This window comes from Peribacillus sp. FW305-BF15 (genome assembly GCF_058783805.1).
This window is the reverse complement of the sequence record NZ_JBYSYV010000041.1, coordinates 1-20,398: the sequence shown is the minus strand read 5'-3', so window position 1 is coordinate 20,398 and position 20,398 is coordinate 1. Positions and strand designations below refer to the sequence as shown.

The following is a 20,398-nucleotide window of genomic DNA, read 5'->3' as shown; positions in this document are numbered from 1 at the left end:
TTAGGCGAAAATTCAAAGGGAATTTCAAAAGGGGTGCAGAATTTTTTAATTCCGAACCCCTTTTGTCTACAAACTGAAGGCCGTTCCTTTTGAAACGGCCTTTTTTATTGTCTTTAAAACAGTGTCCCGGCTATAATGCAGATGTCATCGTTAATCACTGAATGCCTCATCCTTGAGACCAATAGCTCCTGAAGAAGGTCATTTGTATCGAGATGGACATTTTCAATGAATTCCCTCTCGATATTGTCAGATCGGTCAATGGCGGAAGGTGTGGGCGTTTTAGACAGTCCGTCTGTATAGATGATGAAACGGCTTCCTGGTTCATAATGAAAGACTATTTTTTTTATGGGCAATTCGGGGATCAGTCCGCTTGGGGTGGCCCCTTCGTTTAAGTTGAGAATTTGATTGGTGCATGGGGAATACAAAAAGGCCGAAGGAAGTCCGTAGTTCACATATTCGATGAGTCGATCCTTTGTATTCACGTATGCGATGAAGGCTGCAATACGAGCATGTTTTTTGTTTTCCCGATTAACTCCTTGAAATAGGTCCCGAATATGTTTGCCCAGTTCCTCTGTTATGTAAATGGGGTCTTTTACCCGTTTGATAAGGTCGGGCATCAAAGTCCTTATGGACATGTTTATAAGTGCTGTGTGGATGCCTTTTCCAAATACATCGATCATGATGAAGCCGTATATCCTGTCGCCGACCTCCGCCCAGTAAAATAAATCCCCAGAAAGCTCACTCGAAGGCTGAAAAAGGCCTTTGACCTCTATATCTTCATTATTGATCGACAAAGGTAAACTTGAAAGTTGAATCCCCTTTGCAATTCGCAGGCTCCTTGCTGATTTTTGGTGTATCTTTTCAAGCTCTTGCCCCTTCATTTTTGCCGAAAACAATTGCATGCTGATGTTTTTGAGTGACTTTAATTTAATCCGGACTTCTACTGCATCGGCAGGGACTGCCATGGTTTCATAAAAGGTCTTTTCCGGTAAGGCCTGTGGGGGCTCCATTCGTAAAGCGCGTTTGTAAATGAATAGGATAGGGATTTCGTGAGATTCAGCTAATGCAAATAAAGAAGTTTGCTGCCAAGAATCTGTTGATATGTGCAAAGGCAAAATAAATAATGATTTCATTAAGTCCGATGAATCTTCGAATAGATGACTTTGATTGAGTGGATCCTCCAAAAAAGTGACTTTCTTGTTCATTTTCTTTAAGATTCGACCAAAATCCTTACATAAAGGAACATCTATTGTGAATATGTTCATATAACCCCCCGTTGATTTGTTGATAGGTCAATCATACTGCATTTAGACTAATTTACTATAATTTTTACACAAAAAGATGAAATTTTCGAAAAATTAATGATTCCATATACCTGGAAATTCATTCATGACAAGCCCTTTCCTCCAACGGGGGTAATCGTGGAGGGGGGGGATCGTTAGATTTTAATCCTTCCTGAAAAAGGTTTGTTGAAACTATTTGATTTAAACTCATATCATATATAAATGGATGTTCGTTTTGTGAAAAATTTAATTGGATACAGTTAGTCGACAAGAGGCCGGGATGCTCTCATCCCGAACCATGATTTTAACAGGACTAGGTTCCGGTTTTGTGAAATCCTCCTAATTGGATTTCTGAAGCCACTGGAACGGTTTTTAAATAAAAAACTGTAGAAAAACTCGCTTTCTTCGAATTTGTCTAAGTTTGAATCCACTTACGCATAAATGGATATAGTAAAACGGTGATCCTATTGATGAAATAATCAGTCCATGTATTTTTTTTAACCCATTATTGAATGAACAAGCGATATTCTTACTCAAAAGTGTAACGGCTGCATATTTAACAGGAAGAAATGACTAATTTTTTCATTTTTGAAACTGTCTAAAGTTTTTAGTAACTCTGAATGGGCGATATCCTTTATTGCATTAACAGTTTGAAAATGGTAATATGAGTATGAGTTTAAATGTCTTATCATTGATGATTATTTAAAATTAATCAGGTTGAGGCAACAAAATTGTATGTTCTTACATGTTTCATGAGTTCATTCTTGAGATTATTTTAGATTAAATAGGCCTCGCGTCTGGTCATATATAAAAGCTGCATCTCTTGGCGGCTTTAGTAGCTATTAGGGAATCAAGCCGCATTTAAGCGCTTTTCCACTTCTGCAAATCCTCAACGCACCGGGCCTGTTTTGTATAAGAATCTTGGCTCTCGTCAAGTTTTGTTCATACAGTCTTTTTAAGTCTGATGAATAATAGGTGCAGCAGCCCTCACCTGAATAAAACGGTGAAACACCCGTTTATGCTACTTTTAATTTTCCATATTGAATTTAATTTTGGTTACATGTACTTTTAAAAAGATGAGCGTAGGTTAATGATAAGTCTACACGTGCGCGAAGTTAAAAATGCCAGTGAATGTCCGTACTGGTATATTTCCTTTTTAAAAAATCATATTGAGTTCATTTGAACTAAAAGGCAGACATACTTTTAGGTGATAATGATAAACTTTTTATAAGAGATAAAGAAGAACATCCGTCATGATGATGAGGATTTGAACTAAAACATCTGTGCATGATCCATGAATGCACGTGTAAATTTACGATATAAAAAGGAGTACGAAAACATTGACATTGTTTAGCGAATTAGGATTAGATAGAACGTCCATGAAATCAATAGAAAAAATGGGATTTGAAGAAGCGAGCCCGATTCAATCCCAAACGATACCTCTAGCACTTGAAGGTAAAGATATCATTGGTCAAGCGCAAACGGGAACAGGTAAAACAGCAGCATTCGGTATTCCATTGATGGAAAACATCGATATTAATAACGAAAACGTGCAAGGGATTGTCATTGCACCTACACGTGAGCTTGCCATTCAAGTTTCCGAGGAACTTTTCAAGCTTGGTTACGGAAAACGCGCTCGTGTACTTGCTGTTTATGGTGGACAAGACATCGACCGCCAAATCCGTGCTTTAAAGAAAAAACCACATATTATCGTTGGTACGCCAGGTCGTCTTTTAGACCATATCAAACGTAAAAATATTAAATTAGGCGGAGTTCACACTGTAGTTCTTGATGAAGCGGATGAAATGCTTAACATGGGATTCATTGAGGATATCGAATTGATCCTTTCAACGGTTCCTGACGAAAGGCAAACATTGCTTTTCTCAGCTACAATGCCTGATCCGATCCGTAAAATTGCTGAAAGATTCATGCGGGAACCAGTTCTTGTACGTGTAAAAGCAAAAGAAATGACAGTGGATCGTATCGAACAATATTACTTGGAGTTAAAAGAAAGTGAAAAATTCGATACACTTGCACGCCTTTTCGATATTCAAACACCGGATCTTGCAATCGTCTTCGGACGTACGAAACGCCGTGTCGATGAATTGGCATCTGCATTGAATATCCGCGGTTATATGGCTGAGGGCATTCATGGTGACCTTAGTCAGGCAAAACGCCTTTCTGTTTTGAAAAAGTTTAAAGACGGCAGCATCGATGTACTCGTTGCTACTGATGTTGCTGCACGTGGACTTGATATTTCCGGCGTTACTCACGTATACAACTTTGATATCCCTCAAGATCCGGAAAGCTACGTTCACCGTATTGGACGTACAGGACGTGCGGGTAAACATGGTATAGCCATTACGTTTGTAACACCAAGAGAAAGAGGCCAACTGCATGCAGTTGAACATACAACGAAAAAACGTATGGAGAAACTTAAGACTCCTACGTTAACTGAAGCGTTGGAAGGTCAACAAAAAGCAGTAACGGAAAAAATCCTTAATACAATCGAGAATGAGGATTTAACTTTATACCTTGGTCAAGCGGAAGAATTATTACAAAAACATAGCGCAGCGGATTTAGTTGCAGCCATGCTTAAATCAATGACAAAAGAACCGGATCAAACGCCTATCAAGTTAACGGAAGAATCTCCGTCTCCAATGCGTCGCAATCGCGGAGGAAGCAGTTCTTCTGGCAACAGACAGCGCAATGGCCGCAGTTCTTCAGGCAGAAAAGATTACGGCAGCGGATCAGGGAAACGCCCAAGCACGAACCGTAAATCGAATGGTTACGGAAACCGCAGCACGAGCCAAAAAAGAGAAAAAACTAATAAGATTTAATTGAATTGGGAATGCCGCTCATTTGAGCGGCATTTTTTTATGTGCATCACCAACTTCTTCATGTAAGGTATCCGCGGTTTTTGGATGGAGTGCCCACAGCCTTTGTTTGAAAAGGGGTTAATTTCCAGTATTTAAATATAGTATAATGGATGAAAGCAAGGATGGATGATGATGATTCAATTAGCATTACCTGTCCGGAAGAGGAGAAGCACATGGAACCTGAAAATCGTATATCGAATAAGGCCTTAACCGTATGGAAAATCAGTGGTCTTATAAGCTGTTCAATAACCTGGATTATAAGCATCGCCGTACTCGTGCTTACAATCATTTTTGATTGGACATATTGGGTGATTGGCGCGTTGGTCCTAATTTCGACAATCCAATCCTATCTGGCCATCTTTCTGATTCCGTCCGTTAAATGGAAGAGGTGGCGTTACGAAGTAAGAAATACTGAAATTGATATCCAAAGTGGTATTTTCATCATTAAAAGAACACTCATACCCATGATAAGGGTTCAGCATGTTGAAACGAAGCAAGGGCCATTATTAAGAAAATACGATTTAGCCTCCGTTGAAATTTCCACTGCAGCGACTCTTCATGTTATCCCTGCCTTGGACCTTGCAGAGGCGGATGAATTGCGGCATTATATTTCGAGAATGGCAAGTGTGGAGGAAGAAGATGTCTGATCCTAAAAGGCTTCACCCCATAGCTGTATTGCTTAACATCATTAAATCGATTAAGGAGTTAGTCATCCCTTTTTTATTAGTGGTCGTCATTCCTGGGAAGAATGAAGGAATTCCCGGATGGATACAACCGCTGGTCATTGCCATTATTATACTTTTGATTATAGGGAATGCTTTCTTGCAATGGTTACGCTTTACATATCGGATCGAAGAGGGAGAATTCAGAATTGAGTCCGGGGTATTCGTAAGGAAGAAACGGTATATAAAGTTTGATCGGATTCATAGCATAGATATATCAGAGGGCATCATCCAGAGGGTATTCAGCCTGGTGAAGCTGAATATTGAAACGGCAGGCGGGTCTCAGGCGGATGCCGTATTATCAGCCATAAGGAAAAGTGATGCGGATCGAATCAATGCTTATATAAGTGAGGGAAAAAATGCGTATAACCCATTTGATAGGGATAAAGATGAAGTCGCGGATAATGAAATTGTTGCAAAATCATCTTCCGTTTTTAAGCAGACACTGCCGCAGTTATTCGCTATGGCTGCCACTTCGGGAGCGGTAGGTGTCTTCCTATCCGGGGCAGTCGCTTTTATTTCACAGTTCGATGAAATGATACCTTTTCAGAGAATATTTAAGGATTATGAAGATTTTATTGAAATGGGGACCTTCATTCTGACCTTGTTTGCCCTTGTGGCTTTATTGGCGGTTTATGTGCTGGCCACATTAAGTATGGTAATTAAATACGCTTCCTTTACCGTGATAAAAACGGATGAGGAGATCGTTATTTCCAGGGGGCTTCTCGAGAAAAGACGGCTGACAATCCCTATCCATAAAATTCAAGGTATCCGGATCATGGAGAATTTAATTCGAAAGCCATTGGGATTGGCGACGGTTTATATTGAATATGCGGGAGGGAGCATGGAAGATAAAGAAAGTCTTTCCATCATGCTGTTCCCTTTAATCAGAAAGAAGCATTTACAGGGAAAAATCCTGGAAATTTTACCGGTTTATGAAACGGATACGAAGATGAAACTAATACCCAAGCGTGCACTTTCCAGGTATGTGTTTCGAAAGTTTCTATACCTTATCCCGATCATCGGTGCCTTGGTATGGTTTTTCAGACCTTGGGGTTATCTTTCCTTCTTGCTTGTACCGTTGGCGATTTTTTGGGCATACATGCAATATAGAGATGCAGGTTGGAGCATAGAAGGGAATTTATTACTATTGAGCAGCCGTTTTTTCACGAAGCAAACATTGATCATGCAGAGAAGCAGAATTCAATCAATCACATATAAAAAAAGCTGGTTTCAGAATCGAAAAGAATTAGCCACCATTACAGCATCGATTAAATCAGGAATTACCTCCCGGGTCGGTATGGTTGCTGATATGGAAGAAAAGGATTGCCTAATAATTAAATCATGGTATTTACCTGAAAAAGCAGTCGACTCCCAATGATTGAAAGGAAGAGTCGGCTGTTTGGCCTACCATTTTTTTCTTAGGAATAATGGAGCGGTTAAAAAGCCGGTTGCCATTCCAGCCAAATGACCGACAACGTTTATCTGCGGTTGGATGAAAGTCATGATAAGGGCAATTCCGGTCAATGTATATACTGTATTTCTTTCGTTGTTCGTAAAATTGGTTTTATTGAACAGTACAAGATATAGAAAGAATCCGAGTAAACCAAAAATTGCTCCGCTGGCACCTACGTGATTATATGTCAGTGGGTTAATCAGGAAGGTTGCGATATTGGCAAGGATCCCTGTCGATAAAAAGAAAATTGAAAACTTGAAGGCTCCAAGTAACTTCTCCAGGAATGGACCAAAGATGGCAAGTGAGAATCCATTAAACAGTAAATGTGTAAACGTGCTATGTAGAAAGATGGGGGTGATCAAACGCCACCATTGTCCATCAGCGATGTATAAATTCACACCGGTGCCATAATAAAAGAGTACATTGCCGGGAAGTGCAGGGAAAAGGACGAGAACGAATACAAGCATCATAATGAGTATGAGCACAGTTACAGCTCGATAAGAATTTGCATATTCGCGGAAGCTTTCTGTTCTTGTAAACATAAATTCCTCCTTATATCGTTTTTAATTGGATACAATATTATCATTTTCATGTAAAAGAGTCCTCCTAATGATATGCAACTTATTAAATTAATAGAAGAGGTGTCAAAGTGATTAAAGGTATAGGCGTGGACATTACTGAGTTGGATAGAATGGAAACATTGATTAATCGGCAACCCCGTTTAAAGGAGCGTATATTGACGGAAAGTGAAATCTTGATTTTCGAAAAGTTAAATGGAAGAAGGAAGGTCGAGTATTTTGCTGGCCGTTTTGCAGCTAAGGAGGCATTTTCAAAAGCGAACGGTACAGGGATCGGTAAGCACTTATCCTTTTTGGATATTGAAATCATCTCGGATGATAAAGGAAAGCCGGTGATTTCAAAGCCGTTTTCTGAAGGGGTCCATCTTTCGATTAGCCATAGCAGGGATTACGCGGTTGCTCAAGTCGTAATTGAAGGGTGAATGGAGTTTTGTCCAATCGGGTCATAAACCTTAAGGTTGTCTCATATACATTTAGTGCTATAGGGAGACAAGGCCCGGTAAAAGGTACATGGCAGAGTAGGTGCTCTCGAAAAGTTTTTAGCCGGATCGAGAATGGTCCTGTCTAAAATACTGAGGAATCTAAGACATCAGTCGAGCCAATGTCCGGATCCTGCCTTTTCCTCTCCCTTTTACGTTCAAATGACAAAAAGGGGTTGAAAAGATGAAGAAGATGGTAATGCTTTTTGCAGGGATCATGCTCTTGCTTGCTCTTTCTGCTTGCGGCCAAAAATCGCAGAGTGACGTAGTTAGTGAATTGAATGAGAAGCTTGGTGAAATGAAAGGATATAAAGCTAACGCGAAGATGACATTAAAGATGGGGACGGAACCTCAAGTGTATAATGTGGAGATTTGGCATAAGGACCCTTCTTTTTACCGCGTGAATCTGAAAAATGAAGAGAAAGATCAAAGCCAGATGATTTTGAAAAATGATGATGGTGTATACGTTTTGACGCCTGCTTTGAATAAAAGTTTTAAATTTCAAAGCGAGTGGCCGGAGAACAGCAGTCAGGCCTATTTGTTCGAGTCGTTGGTGAAAGACATTACGGAAGATAAAAGTGCAACATATAAAGCAACGGATAAACACTATGTCTTTGAAACGAAAACGCGCTACCAAAACAATAAAATGTTGCCATATCAAGAGATTACTATAAACAAAAAGGATTTATCCCCAGTCAGTGTAAAAGTCATGGACCCTGATAGGACCGCTTTGGTTCTTGTTGAATTCTCAAAAGTAAAATTCGATACGAGTTTTGATAAAGATTCATTTGACATGAAGAAAAACATGACAAGTGCACAACTAGAAGCTCCCGTTATGGCAGAAGTCCAAAATAAGGGGTTTGCAGTGAAATACCCTGAAAATATTGGCGATATGAATTTAACGGAAGAAAAAGAAATTACGACGGAAAAGGGAGAACGTGTCGTTTTGACCTATGAGGGTACAAAAAGTTTTACATTAGTTCAGGAAAAAGCTGAGGTAGTCCAAACTTCCGTTTCGACGAATGTGAATGGAGAACCTGTTGATTTGGGTTATACTGTCGGGGCCATGACGGGAAATACGATTGCATGGACTTTTGAAGGTGTCGATTACATGCTAGCATCAAAGGATTTGTCACAGCAAGAGATGATAGAAGTCGCCCGTTCGGTTGGGGAAGATCCAGTCAAATAGGATTACATAACAAGCTGATGTTTCCCGTCTCCTTACGAAGGTTTTCTTCTGGGAAGGATAGGCGGGGAAGCGGCTTGTTGACCTTTTTTAACCCATTATTTGATTTAGGCTGGCAGCCGGGAAATGAGGATCAAGGTGAAAAAGCACTTTATCTTTCTAGCGGTTGGTTATAGAATGGTCCTATAATGAAACGAAAACTTCGCTACTGGGAAGAATCTTATGGTGAGTATAGGAAAGAAGGAAAAGGTCTTGGAAACAAAAGTATTTCATCGAGATACGTGGGCAGAAGTAAATTTGGATAATATTTTTAAAAATATCTCTTCAATGAAAAAAAGTCTGAAAAAGGGCGTTAGTCTTTTCGCTGTCGTCAAAGCCAATGCTTATGGCCACGGGGACTATGAAGTGGCTAAAACGGCGCTTGATGCGGGGGCGGATTTTTTAAGTGTAGCTTTTTTGGATGAGGCTCTTGCCTTACGGAATAAAGGTATATTGGCTCCGATTCTTGTCCTTGGGGCTTCTAGGCCTGAAAGTGCAGCGCTTGCTGCCGAGCATGGTATTTCCGTGACGGTTTTCGATGAAGCATGGTTGGAGAAGGCGAAGGATTTGTTGAAACCGGGACAAGTTTTGCAAATCCATGTAAAAGTGGATAGCGGCATGGGGAGAATCGGCATTCGAGATAAAGGTCAACTCATGAAAGTGGAAAGTTTGCTTAAGAGGGAAACTTGTTTCAATTTCCAAGGGATATTCACTCATTTCGCGACTGCGGATGAAATTAAGACGGACTTATATGAAAAGCAGCTTGCCTTTTTTAAAGGGATGCTTTCCGAATTGACGGGAAAGCCGGAATATGTTCATGCAGCCAATAGTGCAGCTTCTCTAAGGTTCACCGATTCAGAATGGAATGCAGTAAGAATGGGGATTTCCATGTATGGTTTGAGTCCTTCCATGGAGATGAAGCCGATATTGCCATTTCCATTAAAACAGGCTATATCATTGAGAACGGAGATGGTCGCGGTTAAACAGCTTGCTAAGGGTGAAAGCGTTAGCTATGGAGCGACTTATACGGCTGAAGGTGATGAATGGATTGGAACTTTGCCAATCGGATATGCTGACGGCTGGATCCGTAAGCTGCAAGGTCAGGAAGTTCTTGTGGATGGAAAAAGAGTGCCCATAGTCGGGAGGATTTGCATGGATCAATGCATGATCAAGCTGCCTGGACCATACCCTGTAGGAACTGTGGTCACATTAATCGGGAATGATGGGGATGAATCGATTACTGTCGATGAGATAGCGGCAAAACTGGAAACGATCAACTATGAGGTGACATGCATGATAGGAGCAAGAGTGCCCCGCATATATTTGAAAGACAATCAGGTGAATCATGTACGCAACTTCATTTTGGAATGAGCGGATTGTAAAAAAATCCTAAGATTGTGAATAAGATTTCCTTTATTATGCTGATAATAGGATTGAGAATAGAATATACTCTTTGCAGATAGGCATTTTAATGGTAATATTGAAAAGGATATATAATAAAGGTGTGTAGTGATGGTGGAGGTGTATGTTTGTGTCTGAATCCAGCGCAACAAGAGAGATATTAATTCGATTACCTCAAAATTTTTTAACAGAGTTAGACGGGTATGCGAGTGAGGAAAATGTGAATCGCAGTGAATTTATTTATCGTGCCACAAAAATGTATCTTCGCGAACGTAAAAAGAAAGAGTTTCGTGAATCGATGAAACGCGGTTATATTGAAATGGCGGCCATTAATTTAACGATTGCTTCTGAAGCCTTCCAGGCTGAATTCGAGGCTGGTCATTGCGTTGAACGATTAGTTAGCGGAGGCTGAGCCATTGATTGTTGTTAAGCGTGGTGACGTATACTTCGCAGACCTTTCCCCGGTAGTCGGTTCAGAGCAGGGTGGAACCCGTCCGGTACTAATTTTACAAAACGATATTGGTAATCGCTTTAGTCCGACTGTGATCGTGGCAGCCATTACAGCTCAAATTCAAAAAGCGAAATTGCCTACACATGTTGAGATTAATGCAAAAAAGTACGGATTCGAACGGGATTCCGTCATTTTATTAGAACAGATCCGGACAATCGATAAGCAGCGTTTAACTGATAAAATTACGCATCTTGACGAACCGATGATGCAAAAAGTCAATGAAGCTTTGCAAATAAGTTTAGGCCTCATTGAGTTTTAAAGAAAATTTTTCCCGTTAAACCGGGCGTTATTATAATACAAATCATTCTTGATATTATTTAGATGGCACGATTCCTGTACTGTGGGAATCGTGTTTTTTTTATGAATTAACATAAACATGTGTCCAAAAAGTATACAGCAGGAAATATGAAAAATTTGACGAATAAAAACAGTATACAATAAGATATTTGAAAGTTTTTTATAGTATCCTCCAAACTTTTCTTGGAATGATGTTTTTCTTACCTGAATTTCGGGTATATAGTTATGTTGTAAATACCTAAAAAAAGCCTCTAAGGAAATCCAAATGGCATAACATTACAGTTAGTTAACATCCTTGTGACGTGGACAGGGAAACATAGCAATTGTGTTAGAATGGGAGGATATTATGAATCAATTGGTTTACGATTTTATTAAGCAAAATCAAGATTACATCCTTACTGAGTGGATGGGCATCATGAAGGAAAGCACGGACGAAAGATTAATTAAAGTCGTCTCAGATCAAATGTTCACGCAAACGAGCAGTGAATTTATAGATATGATCATCACGAACGTTGATAGTAAAAACAAGGAATTCACATTGAAGCTTTCAGATTTTGCCGAGAAAGTCGTCCAATTGGGATGGCCTCTTACTTTCGTCAATGAAGGACTTCATAAATTCACGTTAATTGTCATAAATGGAATGGTGGAAAAGGGTCTCGTTACTCCGGATAATCAAGTCAATCTTGTTAACCATTTGGATAAATGGGCGACACCGATAAATAATGAAATAGTCAATATATATACCCAAACTTGGGAAAGAACGGTTTCCATGCAAAAAATAGCGTTGCAAGAACTTTCGGCACCGCTCATTCCCGTATTGGAAGGCATTACGGTCATGCCCTTGGTTGGTACGATAGATACAGAACGTGCCAAACAGATAATGGAAAACCTGCTGACCGGCGTGGTTAAGCATAGATCTGAAGTTGTTCTGATTGATATAACGGGCGTGCCGGTCGTGGATACCATGGTTGCCCACCATATCATTCAAGCGGCAGAAGCAGTCCGCTTAGTGGGCGCCAAATGCATACTTTGCGGCATCCGCCCTGAAATTGCTCAAACCATCGTTAATCTTGGCATTAATTTAAATGAAGTGATTACAAAAAATACATTGAAAAAAGGGATAGAAGTTGCGTTGGAATTAACGAGCCGTAAGATCGTAAAGGTGGAGGGATAAGGATGAGGATTCCGATATTAAAGCTTTATGACTGCTTGTTAGTCTCTATACAGTGGGAATTGGATGATATGACAGCGCTCCAATTTCAAGAGGATTTACTGCATAAGATTCATGAAACAAGCGCGAATGGCGTAGTTATAGATATTACCTCAATAGATTTTATTGATTCTTTTATCGCAAAGGTATTAGGCGATGTCTTTAGCATGTCTAAGCTTATGGGGGCCAAAGTTGTAATTACGGGAATCCAGCCTGCTGTTGCAATAACATTGATTGAACTAGGAATTAGTCTCGATGATGTTCTGACAGCATTAGACTTAGAGAAAGGCCTGGAGAAATTACAACAGGAATTGGGGGATTAAAGAATGGAGTTCCAATCCTGCGTAAAAATCATAAATGAATGGGACATCGTAGCTGCAAGGCAGCTCGGAAGAAATGTCGCTAAAGAGTTGGGGTTCGGTACTGTAGACCAGGCCAGAATCACAACGGCCATTAGCGAATTGGCCCGAAACATATACCTATATGCTGGACAAGGCAGTGTTAGCATAGAAAAGCTAAATATAAATGGGAAGTCAGGATTGAAAATCATTGCAGAAGACCAAGGGCCGGGAATTGAGGATATCCGCAGAGTCATGGAAGATGGATATACCACCTCAGGGGGGCTGGGGGCAGGCCTTCCTGGAGCCAAACGTTTAATGGATGACTTTGATATTGAATCGATACCAGGTGAAGGGACTAAGATTATCGCGACGAAATGGCTCCGTTAGGGGGGGACTATGGATATTAGGGAGAACATGGAGAAAAAGTATCATGAGGCGCTTTCTACTTATCTTAAAGACCAAAATGAGCAGGCACTCTATCAAGGGCAGAAGATTAGCCGCCTACATATCAAATACAATATATCTCCAGAAGAAATCATAAGTATGCATAAAAATAACTTAATGGAACTTTACCCGGAATTACCGGGAAAAGTACTGGATTCTTTCGATTTTCTGCTAGAAGTCATGATGGGCTACGGCATTGCATACCGTGAGCATCAAAGCCTCAGACATCAACAGCAGGAATTGAAAACGGAAATCGAGATAGCGGCAAACGTTCAACATACTCTTTTGGAAACGGAAATACCTGATATCAAAGCTCTTGAAATTGGGGCGATCAGTGTTCCTGCGAGGCAGATGAACGGGGATTACTATCACTTCGTCCAGGATGAAAATGAGCGTATAGGTGTTGGGATAGCCGATGTCATTGGAAAAGGGATTCCTGCTGCGCTGTGCATGTCGATGATCAAATATGCGATGGACAGTCTTCCGGAGCATCGTCATGAACCGAAAAGTGTACTTGAGAGTTTGAACCGGGTTGTGGAGCATAATGTTGATCCAAGCATGTTCATAACCATGTTCTATGGTTTATATGATCCGCATGACAGGCAATTTTCCTATGCTTCAGCCGGACATGAACCTGGATTTTACTATGACGCAGCTACAGGTACTTTTAGCGATTTGGATGCAAAGGGCTTGTTGCTTGGCGTTGATAAAAAAACAAGGTATCGCCAATATGAAAAAACGGTGAATCGTGGCGACATGATCATTCTATTATCTGACGGAGTAACGGAGTGCCGCACGAATGATGGGTTCATAGAAAGGGAAACGCTTATTGGTTTGATTAAAAAAAATATGCATTTGCAAGCCCAGGAAATGGTGAATAATATATATAAACAATTGGAGAAAATGCAGAACTTCCAACTGAGGGATGATTTTACATTAATAATTTTAAAATCAAATGTTTAGCATTGTTACTGCTGGGTATAGATATAGGAATGAAGAGGATTTGAAGAGGTGGGTCAAGGATGAATATAACAGTAGATGTTAATGAATTGAATACTGAATTTAATGTAAAACTAAAAGGTGAAATCGATGCTTATACTGCGCCGAAACTAAGAGAATCACTATTTCCAATTTCAGAGCAGGAAAATGTTTCGATTACTATTGATTTAACTGAAGTTTCGTATATGGATAGTACGGGACTTGGGGTATTTGTCGGTGCTTTTAAAAGTGTTAGGGCACATAATGGTGAGTTCACGTTAGTTGGATTATCGGAAAGGTTACGACGTTTATTTGATATAACAGGTCTTGCAGATATCATTGATATAAAAAGTGGTACAGAGGGTGGGTTAGAATGAGTCAAGTATATGATTACATCGAAATGAAAATACCTGCAAAACCAGAATTCATCGGTGTCATTCGTTTAACGCTTTCTGGAATTGGAAGCCGGATGGGATTTGCGTATGATGAAATAGAGGATTTGAAAATCGCTACCAGTGAGGCTTGTACAAATGCGGTACAGCATGCATACAAGGATTCTGAAAAAGGTGAAGTGAAAGTAAGTTTCGGCCTTTATCCTGACCGTTTGGAGGTCATGGTTTCCGATAGTGGCAAGAGCTGTAATTTCGAGGAGGTTCGTCAAGGGCTAGGTCCATACGAAAATGGACAAAAAGTCGAACTTTTGAGAGAAGGAGGCTTGGGTCTTTACCTTATTGAAACTTTGATGGATGATGTAAAAATTCATCAGCATGATGGGGTTACTGTATTTATGACTAAGTTTTTAGAAGGAGAGCAGGTGGAGATGGATGCAAAAACAGTCTCAACCTAATCAGGCACAAAGAGAACAGGTAAATGAATGGATCAGAGCTTACCAGCAGAATCAAGATGAAGAAGCACAGAGTAATCTCGTCATCCATTATAAAAGTTTGGTTGAAACAATCTCCCGTAAGTATGCGAAAGGGAAATCATTTCAGGAGGATATCTCCCAAGTCGGCATGATTGGTCTATTAGGTGCCATTCGACGATATGATGAATCTTTCGGTAAGAGCTTTGAGGCATTTGCCGTCCCTACTATTATCGGGGAAATCAAAAGGTTCCTTCGTGACAAAACATGGAGTGTCCATGTGCCAAGGAGAATTAAGGAACTAGGTCCGAAAATCAGGGTGACTGTCGAGGAGTTAACGACAACTCTGCACCGTTCACCAAGAATAGATGAAATAGCCGATAGTATTGGCGTGACCGAGGAAGAAGTTTTAGAGGCGATGGAAATGGGAAAAAGCTATCAAGCTTTATCCGTGGATCATTCTATTGAGGCGGATTCTGATGGCGGCACTGTCACATTGCTTGATATATTCGGAAATGTCGATGAAGGTTTTGAAAAGGTCAATCAGCGACTTGTGCTTGAAAAGGTGCTTCATGTGCTGAGTGACCGTGAAAAGATGATCATTCAACATACTTATTTAGAGAATTTAAGCCAGAAAGAAGCTGGCGATAAGCTTGGGATTTCCCAAATGCATGTGTCAAGGCTCCAACGCCGCGCGATCAAGAAACTTCAAGAAGCCATTAATGCTGAAAACTCGGAGTTAATTCAGTGATCAAAGATATTCTAAGGGGAGAAAAAATAGAAGTCCTTGTCTCACAATCGTCTAAAAACGGGATGGTTTACTGTGGTGATGATTACTTTTTTCTTCATACGGAAGAATACTTTGTATGTGTCTTGGCAGATGGGCTAGGCAGCGGGAAAAATGCATACGATTCCTCCCATGCCGTCATCGAGGAAGTTAAACGTAATCATGAGTTGGATGTGGAAGCACTAATGGCAGTGTGCAATCAAGTTTTAGTCGATAAACGGGGGGCAGCCGTTTCCATTTTGAAAATCTTTTATGATAAGAATGAATTTGTATACAGTTCAGTGGGTAACATCCGCTTTTTCCTGTATAATCCAAACGACGATAAACTCGTTTACCCTTTACCTGTTACAGGGTATTTATCCGGCAGAAAACAAAAATACAGGACGCAAAGATACAAATATGAACCAAATGCTAAATTCATTCTTCATTCCGATGGTTTGGAACTTAAGGGAGCTAAGTCTTTTTTAAAAAGGCTGGTCCCTATCGATAAGAACGCCCAATGCATATTAAAAAGCAGTCCATTAACTGCAGATGATACAACTTTCATTTTAGGAAGCTTACTTTCGCCATAATTCGGAAGTGAGCTTTTTTGTATGGAATTCGCAACTTCATCGCTCATTTGCTAGACTGTATATATTAGAGCAAAAGGTTGGAGGTATACAAAATGATCGTTGTAGAAGATACATTAAAAGAATTGATAAAACAAATATCCAATGAGCTGACTTTGAAAAATCATCAAGTTCAAAACGTCATACAAATGCTGCAAGAGGGGAATACTGTCCCTTTTATTGCACGGTATAGAAAAGAAATGACGGGTTCACTTGATGAAGTGCAGATTCGTTCCATTATGGAAAGATGGAACTATCTAGAAAACCTTGGCCAGAGGAAAGCGGAAGTTACTCGTTCAATTGGTGAACAGGGGAAATTGACGGAAGAATTAACAAAACAAATCGAAAAGGCAACAAAACTGCAGGAAGTCGAGGATTTATACAGGCCATTCAAACAAAAAAGGAGAACGAAAGCGACAGTTGCTAAAGAAAAGGGGCTTGAACCACTGGCCAATTGGCTTTTGGAATGCCAAATGCATCCTCGAGTCAGCGAAAAGGCAGCCGAATTCATATCGGCAGAAAAAGAAGTTCCTTCTATTGAAGAGGCTATTGCAGGTGCGCAGGATATCATAGCTGAATATATTTCCGATGATGCAGAATTAAGGAAGTGGATAAGGGCCGAAATTTTCAAAGCTGGAAAAGTGATTTCAACTGTGAAAAATGAAGAGAAGGACGAGAAAAAAATCTTCGAAATGTACTATGAGTATGAGGAGCCGGTTCAAAGAATCGTACCTCATCGGGTGTTGGCGCTGAACAGAGGTGAAAAGGAAGAGGTTTTGCGAATCTCCATTCAGCCCCGGTCTGAAGTCATCGTTGGTCATCTGGAACGTAAAATCATTAAAAATAACAAATCTGAAGCCCAAGTTGTTCTTAAATCTGCGATAGAGGATGGACTTAAGCGTTTGATCATGCCTTCTGTAGAGCGGGAGATCAGAAAAGAGCTGACGGAAAAAGCTGAGGATCAAGCTATCCACATTTTCTCTGAAAACCTCCGGAACCTGCTCTTGCAGCCTCCGCTTAAAGGAAAAGTGGTCCTCGCCTTAGATCCGGCATATAGGACTGGCTGTAAGCTCGCTGTCATTGATGAAACCGGAAAGGTACTTGATATCAGTGTAATCTATCCGCATCCTCCTGCTGCGAAACTTCATGCTGCCCGTGAAAAAACGATCGATATACTTCAGCGGTTCTCGGTTGAGATCGTGGCAATCGGCAATGGAACAGCATCACGTGAATCAGAGCAATTCATTGCAGATATTTTAAAAGAAGTGAAAGGGAACATTTCATATATCATTGTTAATGAAGCGGGAGCCAGTGTGTATTCAGCTTCAGATATAGCACGTGAAGAGTTTCCGGATCTTCAAGTTGAACAGAGAAGCGCAGTTTCGATAGGCAGAAGGCTTCAAGATCCCCTTGCTGAACTTGTTAAAATTGATCCGCAATCTGTGGGGGTAGGCCAGTATCAACATGATGTGTCTCAGAAAAAGTTAACGGAATCCCTCACTTTTGTAGTGGAAACAGCTGTTAACCAGGTGGGGGTTAATGTCAATACCGCTTCATCGTCTCTCTTACAATATGTAGCTGGTTTATCAAAATCGGTTGCTCAAAATATCGTGAAGAAAAGGGAAGTGGAAGGGAAATTTCAAAGCAGGAAGGAATTAAAGAAGATTCCCCGGCTTGGTGCCAAAACATATGAACAATGTATAGGATTCTTACGTATCATTAATGGAGATGAACCTTTAGATCAAACCGCGATACATCCTGAGAACTACAGTGCCGTGAATAAATTATTGAAGAAAATGGGATTCGCATCTGAGGATTTAGGCAGTGATGCACTGAATGAAGAGTTAGGTAAGCTAAATCCTGCTGATTTGGTCAATGAATTGGAAATTGGGGAAATTACGATCAAAGATATCATCGATGATTTGATGAAACCGGGAAGAGATCCTCGGGATGAGTTATCAAAACCGCTGCTTAAGCAGGATGTACTAAAAATGGAGGATCTGCAAACTGGGATGGAGTTACAAGGTACAGTGAGGAATGTTGTGGATTTTGGTGCGTTTGTGGACATCGGTGTTAAACAGGATGGACTGGTGCATATTTCTAAACTGAGCAACCGGTTTGTAAAGCACCCATTGGATGTAGTTGCCGTTGGGGATGTTGTCACAGTCTGGGTCGAACTAGTTGACTCCAAAAAGCAAAGGGTATCTTTAACGATGCTCGAGCCAAAGGATCAAAACTAACCTAAGGTAAGCTCCTTCTATATTAGAAGGGGTTTTTTTGAAATGATGTATTTATATTTGGAACAATGTCGAATCTATAATCTGAGACTTTCTTTCTTTTGATAAAAAAACCAACATTGATTCAACATCTTCACTTGATAATAATCCTTTTCATAAAAGGCTTTGCGGATTTGATTCTGGAACCAATTAGGCATAGCTTTTCCTCCCTTAGTTTCCTATTGTATTATTAGTCTATGTTATAATGGGTTGTCATGTTACCAAGGAAAGGGAGGGGGAAATGGATAATCGTCAATTGCAAAAACTAGTGGAAGAAATTTCGTTGAAAGACTTTAAAAAGGCCTTTAGACACCAAGCGAGTTTTAATCCGCGTCTCCGGACAACAGGAGGACGATACTTGCTCCGTTCACACAATATAGAAATAAATAAAAAGTATCTTGATGAACGCGGTGTGGAAGAATTGATTGGAATCATTAAGCATGAATTGTGCCATTACCATCTGCACATCGAGAAGAAGGGGTACCAGCATCGTGATGCGGATTTTAAGCATTTACTCAAAAAAGTGGGGGCACCGAGATTTTGCGAGCCGCTGCCATCTAACCAATTAAAGAAAAAGATGAATACAATTCAATATAAATGTGAAGACTGTCAGCAGGTATATATAAGAAAAAAACGAATCGACACTACCCGTTTCGTTTGTGGTAAATGTCGTGGAACATTGATTTACCAAGGGTTTAAGGAGCAAAAAACAAAAAAATAAAAAAACATAAAAGAACTCTTGACTTTAGGTTGCAACCTCTTTATAATCATAAGAGTCGACAAGATAACAACTTGTCCTTAACGACAAACACTAAGGTCCTTGAGCGTGAAAAAGGAACCCAATTTTCATTATTCCGCAGTAGCTCAGTGGTAGAGCATTCGGCTGTTAACCGAACGGTCGTAGGTTCGAGTCCTACCTGCGGAGCCATTTTTTTTGGGGAAGTACTCAAGAGGCTGAAGAGGCGCCCCTGCTAAGGGTGTAGGTCGCGTAAGCGGCGCGAGGGTTCAAATCCCTCCTTCTCCGCCAGTTACATATTTTTATATCAAGGCCCATTGGTCAAGCGGTTAAGACACCGCCCTTTCACGGCGGTAACACGGGTTCGAATCCCGTATGGGTCACTTTCTTATACACAATCAAAATACTGGTCCCGTGGTGTAGCGGTTAACATGCCTGCCTGTCACGCAGGAGATCGCGGGTTCGATTCCCGTCGGGACCGCCATTTTTTTCTTAAAAAACACTTGCTAAATAAATATTATCGTGATATAATATTATCCTGGTTGTTAATTAGTGTTTAATTATTGGGCTATAGCCAAGCGGTAAGGCAACGGATTTTGATTCCGTCATGCGAAGGTTCGATCCCTTCTAGCCCAGCCATTTTTATTTAGAGCCATTAGCTCAGTTGGTAGAGCATCTGACTTTTAATCAGAGGGTCGAAGGTTCGAATCCTTCATGGCTCACCATTTATTTTCGCGGGTGTGGCGGAATTGGCAGACGCACCAGACTTAGGATCTGGCGCCGCAAGGCGTGGGGGTTCAAGTCCCTTCACCCGCACTGATATTTTTCTTCTTGACATCAAGTTGAAAAGGTGTTAAACTTACAAAGTCGCTTTCGCGGTCGTGGCGGAATGGCAGACGCGCTAGGTTGAGGGCCTAGTGGGGGAAACCCCGTGGAGGTTCGACTCCTCTCGGCCGCACCAATAACATCATAGAAATTAGCGCCCGTAGCTCAATTGGATAGAGCATCTGACTACGAATCAGAAGGTTGTAGGTTCGACTCCCGCCGGGCGCACCATATTTTACGGGAAGTAGCTCAGCTTGGTAGAGCACTTGGTTTGGGACCAAGGGGTCGCAGGTTCGAATCCTGTCTTCCCGACCATTCTTTCTTTCTGAAAATACTTTAAAATTAAATGCGGGTGTAGTTTAGTGGTAAAACCTCAGCCTTCCAAGCTGATGATGAGAGTTCGATTCTCTTCACCCGCTCCATTATTGCTCTTTGAAAACTGAACAAAACAAAGCGCCAACGTTAAATTTTAAGTGAGCACACACTATCAAAAAAGCAAA

21 protein-coding genes and 11 tRNA genes are annotated in these 20,398 nt (G+C 40.7%); 29 read left to right on the top strand and 3 right to left on the bottom strand.

All coding sequences use genetic code 11. The annotated features are described in order from the left end of the window. Nucleotides 1-113: 113 nt before the first annotated feature. Nucleotides 114-1,265, bottom strand: coding sequence for a PP2C family protein-serine/threonine phosphatase (locus tag AC3WLU_RS25670; protein WP_492598143.1), 1,152 nt, complete (start codon nt 1,263-1,265; stop codon nt 114-116). A 1,358-nt stretch (nt 1,266-2,623) separates the two neighbouring features. Between AC3WLU_RS25670 and cshA the strand changes: the two genes are divergently transcribed. The 3 genes from cshA (at nt 2,624) to AC3WLU_RS25655 (ending at nt 6,265) form a co-directional block, all read left to right on the top strand. Next, nucleotides 2,624-4,123 carry a degradosome RNA helicase CshA gene (cshA, locus tag AC3WLU_RS25665; RefSeq protein ID WP_034306393.1) on the top strand — a complete coding sequence of 500 codons (1,500 nt, stop codon included), beginning with the start codon at nt 2,624-2,626 and terminating at the stop codon, nt 4,121-4,123. 212 nt (nt 4,124-4,335) lie between these two features. Then, nucleotides 4,336-4,809 (top strand): PH domain-containing protein, encoded by a 474-nt coding sequence (locus AC3WLU_RS25660; protein WP_034306614.1) that lies wholly within the window; start codon nt 4,336-4,338, stop codon nt 4,807-4,809. Next, nucleotides 4,802-6,265, top strand: coding sequence for a PH domain-containing protein (locus AC3WLU_RS25655; RefSeq protein WP_492598142.1), 1,464 nt, complete (start codon nt 4,802-4,804; stop codon nt 6,263-6,265). The genes AC3WLU_RS25660 and AC3WLU_RS25655 overlap by 8 nt, the downstream gene beginning before the upstream one ends. Nucleotides 6,266-6,291: 26 nt before the next feature. Here the strand turns inward: AC3WLU_RS25655 and AC3WLU_RS25650 are convergent, their stop codons facing one another. Beyond that, on the bottom strand, nt 6,292-6,882 hold the full coding sequence (locus tag AC3WLU_RS25650; protein WP_098864640.1) for a rhomboid family intramembrane serine protease: 591 nt from the start codon (nt 6,880-6,882) through the stop codon (nt 6,292-6,294). 107 nt (nt 6,883-6,989) lie between these two features. Here AC3WLU_RS25650 and acpS point away from each other — a divergent pair, with 107 nt between their 5' ends. The 14 genes from acpS (at nt 6,990) to AC3WLU_RS25580 (ending at nt 18,301) form a co-directional block, all read left to right on the top strand. Next, on the top strand, nt 6,990-7,340 hold the full coding sequence (gene acpS / locus AC3WLU_RS25645) for a holo-ACP synthase (protein ID WP_053537119.1): 351 nt from the start codon (nt 6,990-6,992) through the stop codon (nt 7,338-7,340). 241 nt (nt 7,341-7,581) lie between these two features. After that, entirely contained in the window at nt 7,582-8,586 is a 1,005-nt protein-coding gene (locus AC3WLU_RS25640) for a LolA family protein (RefSeq protein WP_268565349.1), read from the top strand. A gap of 219 nt (nt 8,587-8,805) precedes the next feature. Next, nucleotides 8,806-9,993: an alanine racemase gene (gene alr, locus AC3WLU_RS25635; RefSeq protein WP_492598141.1), complete on the top strand. Its 1,188-nt coding sequence runs from the start codon at nt 8,806-8,808 to the stop codon at nt 9,991-9,993. 160 nt (nt 9,994-10,153) lie between these two features. Beyond that, complete coding sequence (locus AC3WLU_RS25630) at nt 10,154-10,435, top strand: CopG family ribbon-helix-helix protein (RefSeq protein WP_034306380.1); 282 nt, start codon at nt 10,154-10,156, stop codon at nt 10,433-10,435. 7 nt (nt 10,436-10,442) lie between these two features. Next, on the top strand, nt 10,443-10,793 hold the full coding sequence (locus AC3WLU_RS25625) for a type II toxin-antitoxin system PemK/MazF family toxin (RefSeq protein ID WP_034306610.1): 351 nt from the start codon (nt 10,443-10,445) through the stop codon (nt 10,791-10,793). 384 nt (nt 10,794-11,177) lie between these two features. Further along, nucleotides 11,178-12,005, top strand: coding sequence for an RsbT co-antagonist protein RsbRA (locus tag AC3WLU_RS25620; protein WP_214807355.1), 828 nt, complete (start codon nt 11,178-11,180; stop codon nt 12,003-12,005). A gap of 2 nt (nt 12,006-12,007) precedes the next feature. Continuing rightward, nucleotides 12,008-12,364, top strand: a complete 357-nt coding sequence (locus AC3WLU_RS25615) for an STAS domain-containing protein (RefSeq protein ID WP_034306376.1) — start codon at nt 12,008-12,010, stop codon at nt 12,362-12,364. Between the two features lie 3 nt (nt 12,365-12,367). After that, nucleotides 12,368-12,769 carry an anti-sigma regulatory factor gene (locus AC3WLU_RS25610; RefSeq protein ID WP_048682056.1) on the top strand — a complete coding sequence of 134 codons (402 nt, stop codon included), beginning with the start codon at nt 12,368-12,370 and terminating at the stop codon, nt 12,767-12,769. A 9-nt stretch (nt 12,770-12,778) separates the two neighbouring features. Next, nucleotides 12,779-13,789 carry a PP2C family protein-serine/threonine phosphatase gene (locus AC3WLU_RS25605; RefSeq protein ID WP_034306371.1) on the top strand — a complete coding sequence of 337 codons (1,011 nt, stop codon included), beginning with the start codon at nt 12,779-12,781 and terminating at the stop codon, nt 13,787-13,789. Between the two features lie 59 nt (nt 13,790-13,848). Beyond that, nucleotides 13,849-14,181 carry an anti-sigma factor antagonist gene (locus AC3WLU_RS25600; protein ID WP_034306369.1) on the top strand — a complete coding sequence of 111 codons (333 nt, stop codon included), beginning with the start codon at nt 13,849-13,851 and terminating at the stop codon, nt 14,179-14,181. After that, nucleotides 14,178-14,651, top strand: coding sequence for an anti-sigma B factor RsbW (rsbW, locus tag AC3WLU_RS25595; protein WP_034306366.1), 474 nt, complete (start codon nt 14,178-14,180; stop codon nt 14,649-14,651). The genes AC3WLU_RS25600 and rsbW overlap by 4 nt, the downstream gene beginning before the upstream one ends. Next, nucleotides 14,629-15,417: an RNA polymerase sigma factor SigB gene (sigB, locus tag AC3WLU_RS25590; protein ID WP_034306363.1), complete on the top strand. Its 789-nt coding sequence runs from the start codon at nt 14,629-14,631 to the stop codon at nt 15,415-15,417. The genes rsbW and sigB overlap by 23 nt, the downstream gene beginning before the upstream one ends. Next, nucleotides 15,414-16,025: a PP2C family serine/threonine-protein phosphatase gene (locus AC3WLU_RS25585; protein ID WP_222620049.1), complete on the top strand. Its 612-nt coding sequence runs from the start codon at nt 15,414-15,416 to the stop codon at nt 16,023-16,025. Before sigB ends, AC3WLU_RS25585 begins: the two co-directional genes overlap by 4 nt. A 92-nt stretch (nt 16,026-16,117) precedes the next feature. Further along, nucleotides 16,118-18,301, top strand: coding sequence for a Tex family protein (locus AC3WLU_RS25580; RefSeq protein ID WP_492598140.1), 2,184 nt, complete (start codon nt 16,118-16,120; stop codon nt 18,299-18,301). Nucleotides 18,302-18,375: 74 nt separating this feature from the next. On the opposite strand, the gene cmpA is transcribed toward AC3WLU_RS25580, so the two are convergent. After that, entirely contained in the window at nt 18,376-18,495 is a 120-nt protein-coding gene (gene cmpA / locus AC3WLU_RS25575) for a cortex morphogenetic protein CmpA (protein ID WP_089364909.1), read from the bottom strand. Nucleotides 18,496-18,578: 83 nt separating this feature from the next. Between cmpA and AC3WLU_RS25570 the strand changes: the two genes are divergently transcribed. From AC3WLU_RS25570 to AC3WLU_RS25515, 12 genes are all read left to right on the top strand, one after another. Further along, nucleotides 18,579-19,058 (top strand): SprT family protein, encoded by a 480-nt coding sequence (locus tag AC3WLU_RS25570; RefSeq protein WP_063574480.1) that lies wholly within the window; start codon nt 18,579-18,581, stop codon nt 19,056-19,058. Nucleotides 19,059-19,190: 132 nt separating this feature from the next. Beyond that, a tRNA-Asn gene (locus AC3WLU_RS25565) sits at nt 19,191-19,265 on the top strand. A gap of 8 nt (nt 19,266-19,273) precedes the next feature. Beyond that, nucleotides 19,274-19,364, top strand: a tRNA-Ser gene (locus AC3WLU_RS25560). Between the two features lie 20 nt (nt 19,365-19,384). Beyond that, nucleotides 19,385-19,456: transfer RNA gene (locus AC3WLU_RS25555), tRNA-Glu, on the top strand. Nucleotides 19,457-19,481: 25 nt separating this feature from the next. Next, nucleotides 19,482-19,557, top strand: a tRNA-Asp gene (locus AC3WLU_RS25550). Between the two features lie 80 nt (nt 19,558-19,637). Beyond that, a tRNA-Gln gene (locus AC3WLU_RS25545) sits at nt 19,638-19,712 on the top strand. Between the two features lie 10 nt (nt 19,713-19,722). Further along, nucleotides 19,723-19,798 (top strand) — tRNA-Lys (locus tag AC3WLU_RS25540). A 9-nt stretch (nt 19,799-19,807) separates the two neighbouring features. After that, nucleotides 19,808-19,889: transfer RNA gene (locus AC3WLU_RS25535), tRNA-Leu, on the top strand. Nucleotides 19,890-19,948: 59 nt separating this feature from the next. Further along, a tRNA-Leu gene (locus tag AC3WLU_RS25530) sits at nt 19,949-20,034 on the top strand. Between the two features lie 18 nt (nt 20,035-20,052). Next, a tRNA-Arg gene (locus AC3WLU_RS25525) sits at nt 20,053-20,129 on the top strand. A 7-nt stretch (nt 20,130-20,136) separates the two neighbouring features. After that, nucleotides 20,137-20,213: transfer RNA gene (locus AC3WLU_RS25520), tRNA-Pro, on the top strand. A 33-nt stretch (nt 20,214-20,246) separates the two neighbouring features. Next, nucleotides 20,247-20,320 (top strand) — tRNA-Gly (locus tag AC3WLU_RS25515). Nucleotides 20,321-20,398: the final 78 nt, after the last annotated feature.